The 22,372-nt window shown below is 48.0% G+C and carries 1 protein-coding gene; it reads left to right on the forward strand.

Features of this window, described 5'->3' with window-relative positions:
* Positions 1–144: 144 nt before the first annotated feature.
* Positions 145–22,287, forward strand: coding sequence for a non-ribosomal peptide synthetase (locus OL444_RS13670; protein ID WP_264732629.1), 22,143 nt, complete (start codon positions 145–147; stop codon positions 22,285–22,287).
* The last annotated feature ends 85 nt before the right edge of the window (positions 22,288–22,372 follow it).

The raw sequence follows: 22,372 nt of genomic DNA on the forward strand, positions 1-22,372 counted from the left end.
CTGTTAGAAAATAACGGGATGTAATACCTCCTGTCCGAGTAACAGGATTTTTGACCATTAACGTACTGTTTCGCCCACATAGAGCCGTGACCAAGGCTCTGTGCCGATTATTCATGCAGCTAACATAAAAATGTCGACCCTATTATGAGTATCACAACGCATATTCCATGGACTTTTAATGACCAGAAAGTTCCCCTCACGCCGTATCAGGCAATGTTATACCAAAAATATCTACAGGATATCCATCGGGATGATTACCATGTTATCTGGGACCAGTTGTTGTCCGGAGATATAGATATTGTATGGTTCAATCAACGGCTCATAAAATTTGTTAATGATCATGTTTTCGTGAATAGCAATGTCACTGAAGAAAGAGATCAATATTTCTGGATACAGCGTGCGCCTATACCAGATACAGCACAATTGTTACAATGTTATGCTGATCCTTTGAGTCCGGAAGATATTCTCCAGCTTACCTTAAAACGATTTGATCTTAAAAAAGACCTGTTAATAAGACTATATCTGCTTAAGCAGGATAGTAATAACTATCGCTTTATCTGTACCATTCCACATATCCTGATAGATGGTATGGCGGAAAATCAGTTTATCTATGAAATAAGCCGCTATTACAGCGATATACAGTATAATAAGGAAACAGCCGTACAGCATCAGGTGTTACAGCAGTATCAGCTATGGGATAAGCTGAATGCTGCCTGGCAGGAAGGACGATCTGAAATGTCTGATTTCTGGACCAAACATTTAAATAATTTACCGGCTGTTAATACAGACTTTCTGAAAACGAATGCACATGTGGTGAAAAGCCCGTTGCTGCTGGAACCATTTAAGACAGCTGAAATTCGTTTCAGTTATGATGAAACTGTATTGGCCGATGTACTCAAAGTAGCAGTGAAATATGAGCTGGATCATGCCGCCTATGCAGAGTTGATATTGGCTATATTGTTACATCAGACCAATCAACAGCAAGACATTGCTATCGGTAATCCCATCGATATACTGGAAAGTGACTCCCTTCAATATCATACGCACAATAATTATATTATCAGGGATTATAGATTTAATGAGGCTACTACCCTGAGGGGGGTGATCAGCCAATATAGTACCTATCAGCAGGAGTTTAAACAGGCCAATGCCGGTTGTATTCCCATCAGGGAAGTGCTGCAATACGTAGGCAATAAGGATTTGCTGACCGTTGTATTTGCACAGGCTAACCTGAACGAAATGTTGTTGTCTTACAAGGGGCTTGCCAATGTAGATATCAATAGTCAACTGAACCGGTATGTACCTGGCAGGCTGATATTTGAACAGGAGATCAGAGAAGGACGGATAGATTTCAGAATAAGCTACAATAGCCGTGAGTTTAACAGCGCACGGATGAATAACTTTATCAATGTCTATCGGCATCTCTTCACAAAAGTATTGGAAGATCTGTTAAATGATGGTGCGGGAAATGCTGTGCATAGCTATGAATTGTTGCAGGCGCCTGATTATACCCGGATTTTTGATGAATGGAATGCCACCCAAAAAGAATTTCCGGAAGATCAGACCATCCATTCCATGTTCGAGGAACAGGTGCGCCGGACACCGGAAAATATTGCGTTGGTATATGAAGACCTGCAATTTACTTATCGTGAATTAAACAACAGGGCTAACCAATTGGCAGACTATCTGAAAGCGAGCTATGATATACAACCAGATGACCTTATTGTGCTTTGCCTGGATCGTTCGGAACATATGCTGGTGTCAGTATTAGCCATTCTCAAATCAGGGGCGGCTTATGTACCCGTGGATCCCGGATACCCGGATGATAGAATTGATTATATCATAGCGGATACACAGACGAAAGTAGTGCTGACCAGTAGCCGCTATGCTGCAAGATTGTCTGGTTTATCCGGTACCGTGCCGGTAGAAAGTGTGGATAAGCCAATACTTTTATCTGGTATCATCACAGATTTTTCAACGGAAAACCAGACCGACTCCAGTCAGCCGGAAAATCTGGCATATGTCATTTATACCAGTGGTACCACCGGCCGGCCGAAAGGAGTAATGGTAGAACATAAAGGTATCATCAACCGTATTGTGTGGATGAACAATGAATATCCCCTGGTACCATCAGACCGTATCCTGCAAAAAACGCCTTACGTATTTGATGTGTCGGTATGGGAATTATTCTGGGCTAACTGGTACGGCGCGGCTATTGTGATAGCGCCGCCTGATGTACATAGAGATAGTGTGGCCCTGGCAAAATTGATCGATACGGCAGGCGTAACGGTATTGCATTTTGTGCCTTCTATGTTGAGCGCTTTTGAAGGCGTACTGGAAAATGAGGAATATTTACAGCAGGGACTTTCTTCGCTGCGCTACATCTTCTGTAGCGGAGAAGCTTTATTGCTGAAACAGGTTACTAAATCACATGAGTTAATCCCATCGGCGGAAATACATAACCTGTACGGGCCTACGGAGGCATCGGTGGATATCCTCTACTATGATTGTAATGCGAGGGATATAGATAAAGTAGCCATCGGTTACCCGATTTCAAATATACGGGTGTATATACTGGATGGTAATTTATCAGCGGTACCAGTAGGTGCTGAGGGAGAATTATATGCTGCCGGCGTCGGATTGGCCAGAGGCTATCTGCACCTGCCAGGGCTTACCGCAGAACGTTTCATCCCTAATCCTTTTCAAACGGAAGAGGAACGGCAGCTGGGTATCTACGACCGGTTGTATAAAACAGGCGATCTGGTGAAGTACCAGCGTGACGGAGCAATCGATTACCTGGGCCGGAACGATTTCCAGGTGAAAATAAGGGGATTCCGGATTGAATTGGGAGAGATAGAAAACAGGCTGGCAGATTATCCGGATGTTACACAGGCGGTAGTAGTAGCCAAAGGAGAGGGCGCCGACAAATTCCTGGCTGGTTACTATGTAGCGCCGGCACCGCTGGATCAGCAGGTTATATTGGATCATATGGGATTGCATTTGCCGGAATACATGTTGCCGGCTATACTGATTCACCTGTATGAAATGCCTTTGACAACCAACGGCAAGCTGGATCGGAAAGCATTGCCGGAAGCGGTGTTCATTAATACAGATGATTATCATGCGCCCGAAAATGAGATTCACACGCAATTGTGTCAGATATATGCAGAGCTGTTGGAGCTGGAGCCAGAAAAGATCAGTATCCATTCGAGCTTCTTCCGGCTGGGAGGCAATAGCATCATGGGTACGCAGCTGGTCAGCCGCGTACGCCGGCAGTTAGGGGTGGAAATCACGATCATGGATGTGTTTAAGCATAAAACCGTTGCCGCCTTATATAGTGAACTGATTGCCCAAAATGATACAATAGCAGCTGTACAAGCGGAGCAAGGGGTATTAACAGGTACCTTACCATTATTACCTTTCCATACCAGCGTACTGAATAAAATAACAACAGGCGGGGACTTGTCCGGTTATACCTACATAGGAATCGTACCGCCGGCAGACCAGGAATTGCTGACATTAAGCGTGCAGCAACTTTTCGCCTGGCATGATGCTTTAAGAATACACGCTGTTTCAGATAGTAACACCTGGCAGCTCATTTACCAGGATACTGCTGATCATACCAGCCTTACTTATATAACAGGCGATGAAGGTACCTTACAGCATTGGTTAACCGGTCAGCTGCAGGATGCTGCTGCCTCTTCCTTTCCTTTGGCGCGGGTGGTATACCTGAAAGGAGCAACACCGGAAAATGACCGGCTGTATTTCCTGCTGCATGCGTTAATAGCGGATGTCGCCAGCGGACATATACTCATTAAAGACCTGGAACGTATTTACCTGTATCTGGCCGCAAACAGGGAAGATGCCGCTACCGTGCAGGCAGCCACTATTTTGGGCAATAAAGGAGGCAGTTACCGGCAATGGCTAAACGAACTATCTGTTACACTCACCCATGAGCAGGATGGCGCCGCGGCGGAGCAAATCTATTGGGAGAAAGTACTGACTGCTATTCCGGCCAGCAATGCATCGCTGGGGGTGGTAAGAGACAGCAGTTTGCACCACGAGGAATTTGTGCTGGATCAGTACTATACCGGTTTGTTGTCAGGTACCGGCAACAAAGTATACAATACCCGCACCCAGGAGCTGATACTGGGCGCTTTAAGTATGTTGTTGCGTTCCTGGACCGGTCATCAGGAGCATTATGTTTTATTACAGGATCAGCTGAGAGAAACGTTACCAACGGCATTGGATTTTAGCCGTACCATCGGGGCACTGACGCCCGGGTATCCGGTATCCATCAGCTGTGGTGATGATCCGGCAGCTACCATCGTTGAAATAAAAGAAAGCATCCGGAATGTGCCTGGTCATGGCAGTCGTTTTGTGGCTGTTGGAGGTGTAGGAGAGAAAGAACTGCCTAATATCCGCTTTACCTATCTGGGTGAATTTGAAACGGCAGCGGAGGCGCCCATCACGGTCTGGCGTGGCGCCGACGATCTTACCTGGGATGTATCCCAAGATGCACAATATATACTCAGCATAGCAGCGCTGATCATAGGTGGTCAGCTGCATGTCAGATTGCTGGGACACCTGGCAACAGGAGAACTATCGCAGTTATTTACCGGTTTTCAGCATCACCTGAAAGTGGTGATCGATTATTTACACGACCAGTCAAGAACCTATCTGACGCCGGCCGATGTGGGAGGCATTGTGTCAAAGGATTACCTGAACCGCTTACAGGCCGCGCAGGAGCTGGATGGTGTTTATCTGGCCAATAGCCTGCATCAGGGATTTATTTATCACGCCCTGAGTCAGGGAGATGTGGATGATGCCTACTGTGTACAGATCGTTTGGGAATATAATGCTTTACCGGATGTCTTAAACCTGGAAGGAGCCTGGAAAGCGGCACAGGCCAGATTCAGTACGATGCGGCTCCGGTTTGCCTGGGAGGAAGAGCTGTTGCAGATAGTAGATAAACAGGGTACACTGGATTGGCGCTATTCAGACTTAACGCATGTTTCCCCGGAAGAACAGGAAACAATCTTAAATAAGCTGCAGGCAGATGACCGCACGGAGCAATATGATCTGGCGAAAGCAGGTCTTTTCCGGCTATACCTGATTAAAATAGGTGATACACATTATCGTTGCATCTTCAGCCATCACCATGCGATACTCGATGGATGGAGCATTCCCGTATTGTTCAATTATGTACATGATACCTATGAACAGCTCCGGAAAGGATGGCCCGTGAATACCAGTGTTGATAGCAGCTATGAAGCAGCGCAGGTGTATCTGCAGCATCATTGGGGAGATAATAAAATCTTCTGGAAAGACTATGTAGCGTTGCTGACAGAGAAGGAAGACCTCACAGGTTTGTTGTTACCGGAAAAACGTAAAACCATCCTGTCGGAATATCGCCATGTAGCAGTACCTGCCAAACAGGTACGGTACGTGAAAGATGAAAAGTATGCCATCCTCAAAGCGCTCTGCTACAAGTATGATCTCACCCCCAATGCTGTGATACAATACTTCTGGCATAAACAGCTGCGCATATACGGAGGGGTAGATACCACCGTAGTAGGGATGACTGTGTCCGGCCGTAATATTCCCATCGATGATGCAGAAACGGCAGTCGGTTTATTCATCAACACGCTGCCTGTCATTCTGGAACATAAAGGAGGACTGGTATGGAAGGAAATAACCACGCTGCAGGCGTATATCAATGAAGTAAATAGCCGGGGCGAAATGAACCTGTCTAAATTGCAAAAGAATGGGGAGCGGTTATTCTGTTGCTTATACGATTATGAGAACTTCCCGGTGCCACGGGTGGAGTCAGAAGTAGAACTGCAGATTGAGTTCCGGGAGATGGTGGAAAAGCTCGACTACCCACTTGGCTTCATGGCTTTTGAACGGGGTGGGGAGATAAAAATGACGTTGCATTACGCCGGTGAGCTGTTCAGCGAAGAACAGATGAACGAGATGGTAGGCGGAGTGGTACATTTACTGGATCAATGGCTGGAAAATCCTTCATTGGAAAGCCACGCATTGAACTACGTGAACGACGTACAATACCAGCAGCTGATCCGGCAATGGAATGATACAACGGTAAATCATCCGCAGCAAGCTACGGTGCCCGCTTTTTTTGAACAGCAGGTAAACCGCACACCGGATAATATCGCACTGGTATCGGGAGAAAGTGTATTGACTTATCGCACACTCAACGAAAAAGCCAATCAACTGGCAGCTTATCTGCGGGCAACATACCATATACAGCCCGACGACCTGATTGCACTTTGCCTGGATCGTTCTGAATATATGCTGATAGCCATATTGGCGGTCATGAAAGCAGGAGCAGCCTATGTACCACTTGATCCGGCTTATCCGGACGAGCGGATCACCTATATATGGGAAGACACACAGGCGAAGGTTTTACTGACCCATGCCATTCATCAGCCAAGACTGACTGCGCTGAATGCTGCAAGTGCGGTAGCCGCCATCGATGCAGATGATTTTAATTCGCTGGTCGGTACTTATCCTGCCACGAATATTCCGTTGGAAAGCAGCCATACCCACAACCTGGCTTATGTGATCTATACCAGCGGTACTACCGGCAAACCCAAAGGCGTATTGGTAGAACATAAAAGTGTGGTGAACCTCATCCACGAACTGATTACTGTACACCGGCTGGATCGTTATGAACACATCGGCATTTATTCCAGCTATGTATTCGATGCCTTTGTGTGTGAAGCGTTTCCCGTATTTTGTAATGGGAATACCATGTATCTGTATAGTGAACAGCTCCGGACCAGTGTGGACGATCTGCGTGCCTATATCCAACAGAAAAATATAGCCGTTTCCGTTATTCCGTCTGCCCTGTTGCCCCAGTTCCTGGAACAACCGGTGCCGGCACTTAAAACGATTATCACCGGAGGCGAAAGACTGCCCGACATTGTACCGGGTACCTTGCTCGCAGAACTGGTGAATGAATATGGCCCTACAGAAGCGACGGTATGTACTTCTTATCATTGTTATGAGCCAGGAGGGCATCAAAGCAGTATCGGGCGTCCGATTGGTAATATTACCTGTTATGTGTTGGGTAAAGACCTGCAGGTACTCCCGGTAGGCGCCACCGGCGAATTGTATGTTGGTGGAAGTGGTGTTACCAGAGGATACCTGCATCTGCCGGAGCTGACCGCCGAAAAATTTATTGCCAATCCTTTCCGGAGCGCGGAAGAAACAACCACTGGTCTGAACGGCCGGCTTTATAAAACCGGTGACCTGGTACGATACCTGCCAGACGGCACCATGGAGTTCGTAGGCCGTACCGACTTCCAGGTGAAAATCCGTGGATACCGGATCGAACTGGGAGAGATTGAAAGTAAACTGACGACGCACCCAGCTATCAAACAGGTGGTGGTGCTGACAAGAGAACAAGGTGGTGCAAAATTCCTGGTAGCTTATTATATCGCAGAGCAGGTATTACCGCATCCCGACTTATTGGCCTATGCCGCGAGTGTATTGCCGGCATATATGGTACCCGCTGTTTTTGTATACCTGGAACAACTACCCCTGACCAGAAATGGGAAACTGGATCGTCAGGCATTACCGGTGCCGGAGCTGGAAACGGCTACAGATGGATATCAGGCGCCCTTAAATGAAACAGAAGCATTACTATGCAATATATATGCAGAGTTGCTGGATTTAAAAGCAGGAACGGTAGGTACCGGCAGTGATTTCTTTCGCCTGGGTGGCGACAGCATTGTGAGTATCCGCCTGGTAAGCCGTATCCGCCAGCACTTGCGCGTGGAGATCACCGTAAAGGATGTCTTTAAATACCGGACTATCGCAGCGTTGTACAACCATATCGTACAAAAGCAGGCAGCTGGCGCGGTGGCGGCACAGACGGAGCAGGATATTTTAACCGGTACGGTAAACTGGTCGCCGGTACAGCAATGGTACCTGGCAGATAATGACCTGCAAGGCCGGCAATTGCTATACATCGCTGTACCGGAGCTGGATCACTCCCTGCTGGAACAAAGCCTGCAAAAGCTGATCGCCTACCACGATGTACTTCGCCTGGCCTACAAAAAGGATAAGAACGGCTATGAACAATATTATGCCGCGGCGGATGCCACAGGTGACTGGCATATCCATACATTAAACGACGTGGAATTATCCGGGAAAAATAACGGGGTGTGGGAAGCCGCTGACAGGTTGTTTAACATCACCTATGTGGCTGCTGAATCACCTGCGGATGCCTACCTGCAGGTGGCAGCTTATCCACTATTGCTGGACATCCCAAGCTGGAAGATCATTGTGAGAGACTGGCAGCGCATCTACAGTTATCTGTCTGCGCAACCGGGAAATACAACAGATATACATGTACATAACATCCTGGGCGCTAAAGGAAGCAGCTACCGGCAATGGGTAAACGCAGTCGGCAGTTATCTCGTGAAGGAGGAATATCAGTCCGGCCAGCGGGACCACTGGCATGCAGTCACCGCTGCAGCGACCGCCGGTAATCAACAGCTGGAAGCAATAGCCACAACAACGGTGTTACACACCCGTATACAGCTGGATGCCCGTTATAGCAAGTTATTACTGGATGAAAATAACAAGATATATCGTACCGCTACAGAAGAGTTGTTGCTAAGTGGTTTGTACCTGTCGTTATCTGCCTTAACCGGAAGTGTACAGCATCAGGTATTGCTGGCAGGTGATGGCCGTGCGCTGGAAGCAGGAACGCTGCAAAGCAGCCATACAACAGGACTTTACACCACTATTTATCCGGTGGAACTGAGCACGGATAAACAGGACTTTGCCACCGTGATCGTTGCTGTGAAGGAGGCGCTCAGAAAAGTACCGGATCAGGGTATTGGCTTCGGTGCTATATTGCCCCATGCCGGTGATACGCTGCCGCATATCAGTTTTCAATACCTGGGACAGTTCAATAACCGTACAGCGGAAGAGGCCTCCTGGCAGTTAACAGGAGAAGGCGCCGGTTGGTCGTTACTGCCTGTTAACAATGACCAGCATGTCATTCATATCAACGCGATCGCTGTTGATGGCATCCTGCAGCTGAATATTACAGGCCGGTTATCGGCAGCAGACCTGCAGCAATTTGCAACGGGATTCCGGCAACAGCTGGAAGCTATAGCCGACTATTTAAGTACGCAGGAACGCGGATACCTGACTGCTGCCGATGTGAAATACATCGTGTCTGCGGAGCACTTGACTGCGTTGCAGGCTGACCGGGAAATTACCGGTATTTATCTGGCCAATAGTTTACAACAGGGCTTCATCTATCATGCCCTGAATCAGGGAGATATAGACAGTGCCTATCGGGTACAACACACATGGGACTATAATAATCCACTGCAGGTAGATTTACTGGAGCAGGCATGGCAAAAAGCGCAACAGCGCTATAGCACCTTACGGTTGCGGTTTGCATGGGAAGAAGCCCTCGTACAGATCATAGATAAAACAGGTGCATTAGATTGGCGTTATAGTAATATCGATCATCTTTCTAAAGAGGAACAGGAACAGACGATAGAGCAGATACTGACAGCAGACCAGGCGATAGGATACGATCTGGCTGCGGGCAACCTGTTCCGCATTTACCTGATTCGTTTCTCAGCAGAACAATATCGCTGCATCTTCAGCAATCACCATGCAATCCTGGATGGATGGAGTATGCCGGTGCTGATGAACTACGTACATACCGTTTATCTGCAGTTGCTGGCAGGGGAACAGCCGGAAGAAATTACCACCGATAACTATGCCGCTACACAGTTGTATCTGCAGCAATCTGGTGTAAATCATACGGAATACTGGAATGGATGTCTGGAGGGATTGACGGATAGAGAGGATCTGAGTGGATTATTAAAACCGGGTAAGCGACAGGTGCAATTGCCTGATTACCGGCACATCATAGCACCGGCCAGCGAGGAGTTGGTAATTAATGCAACACGTTATACCGCGTTAAAAGCGTTCTGCAGTCAGCATGGACTTACCTTAAATGCAGTGCTGCAATACCTGTGGCATAAGCAGTTAAGTGTGTATGGTGGTGTCGCCACTACGGTAGTTGGTATGACTGTCGCTGGTCGCAACCTTGCCATAGATGGCATAGAGGAAGCGGTAGGGCTGTACATCAATACCTTGCCGGTTGTGCTGAAGCATGAGGAAGAGCAGGTGCTGACGAGTATCAGCCGCTTACAGGATCAGATCAATGAGGTGAACAGCCATAGTAATATCGATCTTTCTAAATTGCAAAAAGGAGGAGAAAGACTGTTCTCTAGTCTGTTTGTATATGAAAACTATCCGGAGCCGGCTTCCATAGGAGAAGGTCAGTTGCATATCGAATTTAAACAAGGGATAGGCAAACTGGATTATTCGCTGGCAGTAGTGGTGTATGAATTTCCGGGTGAAGTAGCGCTCCGGCTGGAATATGCAGGTGAGTTATTTAGTAGCGGGCAGATTAGTCAGTTGTTGACGGGTATGATCACGTTGCTGGATCAGCTGATTGCCCAACCTGCCATCACCAGCCAGGAAATCCGTTACGTGGATCAGGCACAATACAACCAGCTGGTGCATGATTGGAATGCAACGGCATCTGCTTATCCGGATCAGGCAACCATTCCCGAACTTTTTGAACAACAGGTGTTATTAACACCGCATCATACTGCGCTTGTATATGAAGGCGGAAGCCTGACGTACGAAGAACTGAACATAGCCGCAAATCGCCTGGCAGCTTATCTGAAAGCTACTTACGATATTGTACCGGATGATCTGATTGGACTTTGTGTGGATCGTTCGCCAGACATGATCATTGCTACATTGGCGATATTGAAATCCGGTGCAGCCTATGTACCGGTAGATCCGGAATACCCGATTGCCAGGATTGCTTTTGTAATGGCGGATGTGAAGCCCCGGGTTATTTTGACCAATGAACGTAACGTATTGCGGCTGCAATCATGTTCTGATGCAGCTATTGAGGTGCTTGATAGCAGCAGCTTCCGGGAAACGTTAGTCACTACCTGTTCGCCATCAAATCTCACTACGGCAACGCAGGCCGATAGCCTGGCCTATGTGATCTATACCAGTGGTACTACCGGCCAACCCAAAGGGGTAATGATAGCACACCAGGGGGTGAACCGGCTGGTTAAAAATATCAACTATCTGACTATTACTGCGCAGGATGTGCTCTTGCAGTTGTCTACCGTGTCTTTTGATGCGGCTACTTTTGAAATATGGGGCGCTTTGTTAAATGGAGCTAAACTGGTACTCGTAGCAGAAATAATGGATATCGCAGCAGATCCTGGTAAATTCAGGCAATTGCTGACGACGCATGAAGTAAGTATTCTTTTTCTGACAAAAGCACTTCTGGATAGCTTCTATCTGGCGGATGACCACATTTTCGATGGCGTGAACATTCTGTTGACCGGTGGGGAAGCGCTGAACAAGAAGCTGATTGAAAAAATAACGACACAGCCAGAGGGTCCGAAATATGTCTTTAACTGTTACGGGCCTACGGAAAATTCAGCGTATTCCACTACTTATTTGTGTCTGGAAGAGGCGCATCTGGACTTGTCTACTGTGCCCATCGGCCGCCCGATAGCGAATAGTACTGCTTATATATTATCTGCGGCGCACCAGCTGCTGCCGGTAGGTGCTATCGGTGAGTTGTATGTAGGAGGCGACGGTGTAGCAAGAGGTTATCTCCGTCAACCGGAACTGACCGCTGCGCGGTTTATCCCGAATCCTTTCCAGACAGCCGAAGAAAAAGCAACGGGCAGCAATAGCCGTTTGTATAAGAGTGGAGATCTGGTAAGATTCCTGCCAGACGGTAATCTTGAATTTGTTGGCAGAAATGATCAACAGGTGAAGGTGCGCGGATACCGGATCGAACTGGAAGAAATTGAAAGTAAACTGATCACTTTTGCAGGTATAAAACAAGCCTTGGTATTAGCGAGAACACAGGGCGCCGGCAAATACCTGGTAGGATACTATGTGGCAGACAATGCGCTTGAGCACCAGGAGATACTACAGCATCTGAAAGAACAGTTACCGGATTATATGGTGCCGTCTGCGCTGGTATACCTGGAACAATTGCCGGTTACGATCAATGGTAAGCTGGATCGCACCGCTTTGCCTGATCCTGAACTGCTGGATAATGATACCTATCAGGCGCCGGCCAATGAAACAGAAGCCAGCCTGTGTGGTATTTATGGTGAACTGTTAGGCCTGGATCCTGCCAAAATCAGTACCCATGACGACTTTTTCCGGCTGGGAGGCGATAGCATTGTGAGCATTCAGCTGGTAAGCCGTCTGCGGCAACGTTTAGGCATTCAGGTGAGTGTGCGGGATATTTTCAAACACCGGACAATTGCCAGCTTATACAGCCAGGTGATTGCCAGTGGTACGACCAGTCAGAAAGTACTGGAGACAGAGCAAGGGGTGTTGACCGGTTCGGCAGATCTCCTGCCTGTTCAGTCCTGGTTCTTTAATAAACTCTCCCGTGGCTTGTTGCCGGAATATAATCACTGGAACCAGTCTTTCCTGGTGGTGGTACCAGCACTGGACATAGAACTGCTGCATGCTGCAGTAACGCTGCTGATTAATTATCATGACGTATTGCGTTTCACTTATCAGCAAACAGGAGCGGGTTATCAACAACATTATGAGGCTGCAGTACCACCATTCCATATCCACCAGTTGGATATCCGGTCTTTGTTGGATAGGGAAGAACTGGATACCGTATTGACGGAGTGGCAGCGTGGCTTTGATATTTTCGGTACCCGTTTGTGGCAGATAGGATATATCTCCGGTTATGCAGATGGTAGTTCCCGGTTGTACTTTGCCTTGCATCATCTCCTCATAGATGCAGTCAGCTGGCGTATACTGAGTGAAGACCTGCAACGTATCTATACACATTTATCAGCACCGGAAAATCCGCCTGCATCAGCAGCACAGATTTTAGGTGCCAAAGGCAGCAGCTACCGGCAATGGACAGCTGCCATCAAAGGTTACTTATCGGCAGATGAAGCCCGCTTCGCCGCAGAAAAATCCCGTTGGGAACAGGTGACGACTGGTATTGCCGCTTATAATACATTACTGGCATCGCTGGCAGATGATACGATCAAAGAAGTATCGTTCTCGCTGGATGCCGCTACTACGGCATTTTTGCTCCGCGACAGCCATCGGGTATATCATACGGAAATCAATGACCTGTTATTGAGCGCGCTGAGTCAGACGCTGTCTTCTTTGACAGGCAGCGACCGGCATTATGTGTTGCTGGAAGGACATGGCCGGGAAGAAGTATTCCCGGGTCTGGATGTTACCCATACTGTTGGATGGTTTACCACCATGTATCCTGTGATGCTGCCTTCCTACCGGCACGATACCGGTAAGGTGATCACGGCCGTGAAGGAAAGCCTGCGGAGTATTCCCAACAAAGGAATCGGCTACGGCGCCCTGTTGGGTTACGTAGATCAGGTGTTGCCGGAAATCAGCTTCAATTACCTGGGACAGCTGGATAATACAGGTACGGATATTGCCCACAACTGGCATATCAGCGGAGAGCGCAGTGGTACAGCCATGTCTGAGGCGAATAATTTCCATAGTGTGCTTAGCATCAATGGTATGGTAACCAACGGTCAGTTACACCTGTATCTGTCCGGCCGGTTGTCGTCTGTTGTGCTGGATGTATTGAGCAGTAATTACCGGCAGTCGCTGGAAGATATGCTGGATTATTTACGGCGGCAGGAACGTAGCTACCTGACTGTAAGTGATGTGGATCAGGTGGTATCTGCTGCTTACCTGCAGACGTTACAATCAACACGGGAAATAACGGGTGTTTATCTGGCTAATAGTTTACAGGAAGGATTTATTTATCATGCCTTAAATCAGGGTGAGGTAGATGATGCCTATCGCGTACAGCTGATATGGGATTATCAGGTGGCTTTACAGGAACCGCTACTACGCCAGGCCTGGTTATATGCGCAGCAGCAATACAGTAGCCTCCGGTTGCGTTTTTCGTGGGAAGAATCGCTGATACAGGTGATCGATAAAACAGGCATACTGAACTGGCAATATGTGGATCTCTCTGCAGTTACAGCAGATGCGCAGGCGGGTGCCATTGCAGAAATACTGTCAACGGATCGTGCAAGGGTATATGATCTGACAGCCGGCAATTTATTCCGTGTTTACCTCCTTCGGTTGTCTGCCACGCATTATCGCTGTATCCTGAGTAATCACCACGCGATCCTGGATGGATGGAGTATGACGGTATTGCTGGATTATATACATAGTACCTACCTGCGTTTACAGGAAGGGCACAGCATAGCAGTACATCCAGATGAAAGTTATGCAGCGGCCCAGGCTTATCTGCAGTCACACCGGCAAGATCACCGCGCTTACTGGACGGAATATATCAGCCGGTTGGGTGACCGGGAGAATCTGAGTGGATTATTACAGATCGATAAACGCCAGGTAGAATTATCAGAGTATCGCCATATATTATCACCTGCTGAGCATACTTTATACATCACAGATGCCCGTTACGCGGGATTAAAAGCACTGAGCAGAGAACAGGGTGTAACTGTGAATGCGGTATTGCAGTACCTGTGGCATAAGCAATTAAGTGTGTATGGTGGCACGGCTACTACGGTAGTAGGGATGACGGTTTCCGGTCGTAACCTGGCCATCGATCACATAGAAGAATCAGTAGGTTTATACATCAATACGTTGCCGGTTATCCTGGAACATAAGGACGAGGATATCCTGGCTACTATCCGCCATTTGCAGGATCAGATCAATGAGATGAGTGGCCGTAGTGATATCAGTTTGTCTGGCTTGCAACAGGGAGAACGGTTATTCAACAGTTTATTCGTGTATGAAAACTATCCGGAATCCAAAGGAGGAGCGGGCGATGCCCTGGGCCTGGCATTGATTGAAGGTATAGAAAAACTGGACTATCCGCTGGCGGTAACGGCTTATGAAAAAGATGGCCGGATTGTGTTGTGGCTCAGATATGCCGGTGAGTTGTTTGATGCTGCCAGCATAGCTGCGTTGCTGAACGGAATCGGTACACTGCTGGATCAGCTGATCAGCCAGCCAGCCATCACCAGCAGAGAGCTCCGCTATGTGGATCAGGCACAGTATCATCAATTGGTACATGACTGGAATGCAACAGCCACTGCTTATCCGGACCAGGCAACTATTCCGGAACTTTTTGAACAACAGGTGTTACTGACGCCAGACAATATTGCCCTTGTATTCGAAGGTGGAAGTCTGACGTATCATGAACTAAACATGCAGGCAAATCGCCTGGCAGCTTATCTGAAAGCTACCTATGAGATTGTACCCGATGATCTGATTGCACTTTGTGTGGATCGATCACCCTACATGATCATCGCCACGCTGGCGATATTGAAATCCGGCGCCGCCTACGTACCGGTAGATCCGGAGTATCCGATTGCCAGGATTGCCTTTGTAATGGCGGATGTAAAGCCTCGGGTAGTACTGACCAATGATCGTAATGTAGGCCGGCTGCAATCATGCAGTGACGCAGCCATTGAGGTTATTGATAGCAGTACCTTCCAGGAAACGTTGACCACTACTTATCCGCCGTTGAATCTCAATACGGCAGCACAGGCAGATAACCTGGCTTATGTGATCTATACCAGCGGTACTACCGGACAGCCCAAAGGGGTGATGGTAGCACACCGAAGTGTGAACCGGCTGGTCAGCAATACCAACTATCAGGCTATTACTGCGCAGGATGTGTTCTTACAATTGTCGCCGGTATCTTTCGATGCGGCCACCTTTGAAATATGGGGCGCCTTGCTGAATGGGGCCAAACTGGTACTCGTAGCAGAAATACTGGATATGGCAGCAGATCCTGGTAAATTCAGGCAATTGCTGACCACTCATCACGTGAGTATCCTATGGTTGACAAAAACACTCTTTGATAGCTTCTATCTGGCAGATGAACACATTTTCGATGGATTGAGCAATCTATTGGTGGGCGGAGAGGTGCTGAACAAAAGGCTGATTGAAAAAATAACATTACAGTCGCATGGTCCTAAACATGTCTATAACTGTTACGGCCCTACGGAAAATACCACCTTCTCCACTACTTATCAATGTCTGGAAGAAGCACATCTGGACTTACATACCCTGCCTATTGGTCGCCCGATAGCAAATAGTACCGCCTATGTTTTATCTGCTACGCAGCAGCTGTTGCCGGTGGGGGCTATCGGAGAGTTGTATGTGGGAGGCGCCGGTGTGGCAAGAGGTTATCTCCGTCAACCGGAACTGACAGCCGCCCGGTTTATTCCCAATCCTTTCCGGACAGCGGAAGAAATAGCGGCAGGCAGGAATGGCCGTTTGTATAAGAGTGGAGATCTGGTGAGATACCTGCCGGATGGTAATATTGAATTTGTAGGTAGAAATGACCATCAGGTGAAGGTGCGTGGATACCGGATAGAGCTGGAAGAAATTGAAAGTAAACTGATCGCTTTTGCAGGCGTAAAACAAGCGGTGGTATTGGCCAGAACACAGGGCGCCGGCAAATACCTGGTAGGGTATTATGTGGCAGACAGCGTGCTGGATCACCAGGAGATACTGCAATGCCTGAACGAACAGTTACCGGATTATATGGTACCGTCTGCACTGGTACACCTGGAACAATTGCCGGCTACCATCAATGGTAAGCTGGATCGGGCAGCACTGCCTGATCCCCAGCTGCTGGACAAGGATACCTATCAGGCGCCGGTCAATGAAACAGAAGCCAGCCTGTGTAATATTTATGGTGAACTGCTGGGCCTGGATCCGGCGAAGATCAGTACACATGACGACTTTTTCCGGATGGGAGGCGATAGTATCGTGAGCATCCAGCTGGTGAGCCGCCTGCGGCAACGTTTAGGCATTCAGGTGAGTGTACGGGATATATTCAAACACAGAACCATTGCCAGCTTATACAGCCAGGTGATCGCCAAAAGCACATCCGGCCGGCAGGTACTGCAGACAGAGCAAGGCGTATTGACAGGCTTATCAGATTTGTTACCAGTTCAATCCTGGTTCTTTGATAAACTCTCCCGTGGCTTGTTACCGGAATATAACCACTGGAATCAATCTTTCCTGGTGGTAGTACCAGCATTGGATATCAATCTGCTGCATACCGCAATAGAATTGTTGATCAGTTATCACGATGCATTAAGGTTCACGTATCAGCAAACAGCAGCGGGTTACGAACAACAGTATGCCGCTACCGTGGCGCCGTTCAATATCCATGAACTGGATATCAGGTCTTTGCCTGCGCATGTAGAACTGGCATCGGTATTGACGGAGTGGCAGCGAGACTTTGATATTTTTGGTACCCGTTTGTGGCAGATCGGCTATCTCTCCGGTTATGCAGATGGCAGTTCCCGTTTATATTTTGCCTGGCATCACCTCCTGATAGATGTGGTCAGCTGGCGTATCCTGAGTGAAGACCTGCAACGTATCTATACGTATTTATCCACACAGGAAAATCCGCCTGCATCGGCAGAACAGATTTTAGGTGCTAAAGGTAGCAGCTATCGTCAATGGACTACCGCCATCAAAGGTTATTTATCGGCAGATGAAACTGCCCTGGCCGCAGAGAAAGCGCGGTGGGAACAGGTGACGACCGGTATTGCCGCCTATAATGCACAGCTGGCAACGCTGACAGATAATACTGTTAAAGAAATATCTTTCTCGCTGGATACTGCAGCTACGGCGTTTTTATTGCGCGATAGCCATCAGGTATATCATACAGCAATCAATGACCTGTTACTGAGCGGCCTGAGTCTGGCGCTCTCTTCACTGACAGGCAACGAACAACACTATGTATTGCTGGAAGGACACGGCCGGGAAGAGATATTCCCGGGACTGGATATTACCCATACCGTTGGTTGGTTTACCACCTTGTATCCGGTGTTGCTGCCTTCCAACGGGCAGCATACCGGCGAAGTAATCACGGCGGTGAAGGAAAGCCTGCGAAGTATTCCTAATAAAGGAATCGGCTATGGTGCGCTGTTGGGTTATGTAGCGCAGGTGTTACCGGAGATCAGCTTCAACTATCTGGGACAGCTGGATAACACAGGTACAGATGCCGTTAATCACTGGCATATCAGCGGAGAATGGAGTGGAACAGCAATGTCCGATGCGAATGAAGATCATAATATACTGACGGTTAACAGTATGGTGACGAACGGCCAGTTACATGTTTATTTATCCGGCCGCTTGTCAGCAGATGTGCTGGAAGCAGTAAATAATCAATACCGTCAGTCGCTGGCAGATATCCTGCAATATTTACAGCAGCAGGAGCGTAGCTACCTGACCGTAAGTGATGTAGATCATATCGTGTCTGCTGCTTACCTGCATGAATTGCAGGCAACCCGGGAGATTGCCGGTGTTTATCTGGCTAATAGTTTACAGGAAGGATTTATTTATCACGCCTTAAATCAGGGGGATGTAGATGATGCCTATCGTGTACAGTTGGTGTGGGACTATAAGTCGGCCTTGCAGGCGCCTTTGCTGCGCCAGGCCTGGTTATATGCGCAGGAGAAATACAGTAGCCTTCGCCTGCGTTTTTCATGGGAAGAATCGCTGGTACAGGTGATCGATAAAACAGGCGAGTTGCACTGGCAATATGAGGATCTGTCGGGAGCTACTACAGATGCGCAGGATTACGCTGTTGCAGAGATCTTATCAACGGACCGGTCGAAAGCGTATGATTTATCTGCCGGTAATTTATTCCGTGTGTACCTGCTTCGTTTATCTGCTACCCATTATCGCTGTATCCTGAGTAATCATCATGCGATTCTGGATGGCTGGAGTATGCCGGTATTACTGGATTATATACATAGTACCTACCTGCGTTTACAGGATGGGTATAGTATAGCGGTACGCCTGGATGAAAGTTATGCAACAGCCCAGACTTATCTGCAATCGCACAGGCAGCATCACAGAGATTACTGGACGGAATATGTTGGCAGGCTGACCGACCGGGAAGACCTGAGTGGGTTACTACGAACAGATAAACGCCATGTTGAACTATCGGCATACCGGCATGTACTGTTGCCATTCGAACATACTTTACTGATAACAGGTGCCCGTTACACGGGACTGAAAGCACTGAGTGCCCAATATGGGCTGACCGTTAACGCCGTGCTGCAATACCTGTGGCATAAGCAGTTAAGCCTTTACGGCGGCACTACCACCACGGTAGTAGGGATGACCGTATCCGGGCGTAACCTGGCTATCGATGATATAGAAGAATCGGTAGGTTTATACATCAATACGTTGCCGGTGATCCTGGAACATGAAGACGTGGATATCCTGGTGACTATCCGGAACCTACAGGATCAGATCAATGAGGTAAGTACCCGCAGCGATATTAGTCTGGCAGGCTTACAGCATGGAGAACGGTTATTCAATAGCTTGTTCGTATATGAAAATTATCCGGACCCTAAAGGTGCAGCAGGTGATACGTTGGGTATCGAATTTAAAGAGGGTATTGAAAAACTGGACTACCCGCTGGCGGTAACCGCATATGAAAAATCAGGAGAAATTGTAGTCAAACTGGAATATGCCGGTGATTTATTCGATGCAGACAAAATAAGCCAGATACTGACAGGTATTGGTACATTGCTGGACCAGCTGATCAGCCGGCCGGATATCACCAACCGGGAAATCCGTTATCTGGATCAGCCGCAATACAACCAGTTGATAGCGGAATGGAATGCTACAACACAACCTTATCAGCATGATCGTACGTTACAGGAGGTATTTGAAGAGCAGGTGAAAAAGACACCGGATCATATTGCCGTAGCACATGGGGAGATCGCATTAACTTACCGGGAACTGAATACCAGGGCCAATCAATTAGCCAGCTACTTAAAGACCGTTTATCAGGTACAGCCGGATGAATTGATCACCTTGTGTTTACGACGTTCCGTAGATATGGTGGTGGCAATCCTGGCGGTATGGAAAGCTGGTGGCGCCTACGTGCCCATCGATCCGGAAGCACCGGATGAACGTATTGCCTATATCCTGGCAGATACACAGGCGAAGGTGATATTGACAAATGCTGCGGCTGAAACAAGATTAACGCAGTTGAGTCAGACGGCTGCCGTAACCGTAATAGATGATGCCCGCCTGGTATTACCTGATGCGCAGACGGTCAGTGATCAGCCGCAGGTAAATACACCGCAGCACCTGGCTTATGTGATCTACACCAGTGGTACTACCGGTAAACCTAAAGGGGTGATGGTACCACATCAGGGCGTAGTAAACCTGATACAGGATATACATGTACGGTATGGATTTGGAGCGGACGAAGTGGTGTTGCAACTGGCCAACTATGTATTCGATTCCTCTATAGAACAGATATTGCTCGCCTTATTACATGGGCATAAACTGCTGCTGGTGGATAATCATAGCTGGGAGAATGAAAGTGCCTTCCTGCAAACGCTGATCAGTCAGCAGGTGACTTATATTGACGCCACCCCTTCCTTACTGGAAATATTACCGGTAACCGCTGTTTCTACCTTACGGAGAATCAGTTCCGGTGGAGAACATTTAACGGCAGCATTACTGCATAAAATACGAAGTGCACATTATCGGATTATCAATTCATACGGTCCTACGGAAGCTACCGTTACCGTAGCGGCTAACCTCAATGCCTATACGACAGGAATAGGCCGGCCATTTGCCAACACCACCTTGTATGTGTTGGATAAATACCTCGTACCGGTTCCCGTGGGCGCTGCCGGCGAATTGTACATCGGTGGCGATGGTGTGGCAAGGGGATACCTGAATCTGCCGGAGCTGACCAGCAAAAGCTTTATTGCCAACCCTTTCCAAAGCGAGGAAGAAAAAGCAAATGGATTTAATGGCCGCCTGTATAAAACGGGCGATTTAGTGAGATACCTGCCAGACGGCAACCTGGAATTCCTGGGTAGAAACGACTTTCAGCTAAAAATCCGTGGTTACCGCGTAGAACCCGGCGAGATAGAAGCACAGCTGCAACGGTACCCCGGTGTAAAAAGAGCGGTCATCGTATTGAAGCAGTTACCGTCCGGTGCGAAGTACCTGGTAGGATATTATGTGGCCGCGGAACCGCTCAACCACCAGCAGTTGCTCACCTGGCTGGGAGACTACCTGCCGGAGTACATGGTGCCGGCTACCCTGGTATACCTGGAGAAATTACCGCTGACAGCAAATGGAAAACTTAACCATCCTGCTTTACCGGTGCCGGTTTTCTCCGACGATATACCATATCAGGCGCCAGAGAATGAAACGGAGGAAGTGCTCCGCGATATCTATGCAGAAATATTGGGCCTGCAACAGCAACAGGTGGGTATTAATGATGACTTCTTCCGCCTGGGAGGTAATAGTATCCTCGCTATCCGGGTGGTAAGACAGATCAGCCACCGGTTACATACAGAAGTGAGACTGGCAACACTGTTGATGAGTAAGTCGATAAAAGGACTGGCTACGCTCATTCGTAAAGGCGACAGTAAAGGACAGCTGATTACGAAGCTCAATACGGCTGTTGACAAGGAGCCTATTTTCATGATTCACCCGGCAGCCGGAGGCAGTGAGGTGTATACATCGCTGGCAGAAAAATTAAGTGATGATTTCTCCTGCTACGGTATTGAACCGTATAATTTGTATCACCAGGAAAAAATAAACGACCTGCAGACATTAGCGGCTCACTATCTGGATCTGATAGATCAGGTACCTGCCACTGACACCACCAAAGGTTACAGGTTGCTGGGATGGTCATTAGGAGGACAGATAGCACTTGAAATGGCGGCTTTGCTGGAGAGCAGAGGGGTTACTGATATCAGGGTTTATCTGTTGGATACTGTGTTGAGAGAAGAGGATACCGACTTACAACAGCTCTTCAAAAAGGCGGCAGCAAGCAGTAACGGTATTATCCGTGATAAGCCACAGATGGAAAATATCTATGTACAGGAAGAATTGAATACGCTGGAAGATCAGTTGTCGGAACAGGCCATTTCTCAACGGTTAAGTGCTGCAAAGATCATATTGTTAAAAGCGATGTTGGTGGATGAACGTTACCAGCAGGAAGATATCCTGGCACTATATCAGGGTATTCTGCAGTTGCCGTTTAACAATATCGACCGGGTGGCGGCTGCTGATCAGATCCGGGTGATACCGGTGCAGGATAAGCACCATGGTAATATACTGGAAGAGGAGGCAGCTATTTATGCGGCCATCCTGGAGGAGGAATAAATCAGCAAGAATCAAATTATATTACCCTAATTGATAAAGGCTGCCACAAATTACCTGTGGCAGCCTTTATCGTATTAACAGCCTC

The organism is Chitinophaga nivalis (assembly GCF_025989125.1).
Classification (GTDB): domain Bacteria; phylum Bacteroidota; class Bacteroidia; order Chitinophagales; family Chitinophagaceae; genus Chitinophaga; species Chitinophaga nivalis.

What these genes read in the sequence shown, in the direction of transcription:
- OL444_RS13670 (WP_264732629.1), top strand. Translation starts at nt 145, where the DNA reads ATGAGTATCACAACGCATATTCCATGGACTTTTAATGACCAGAAAGTT.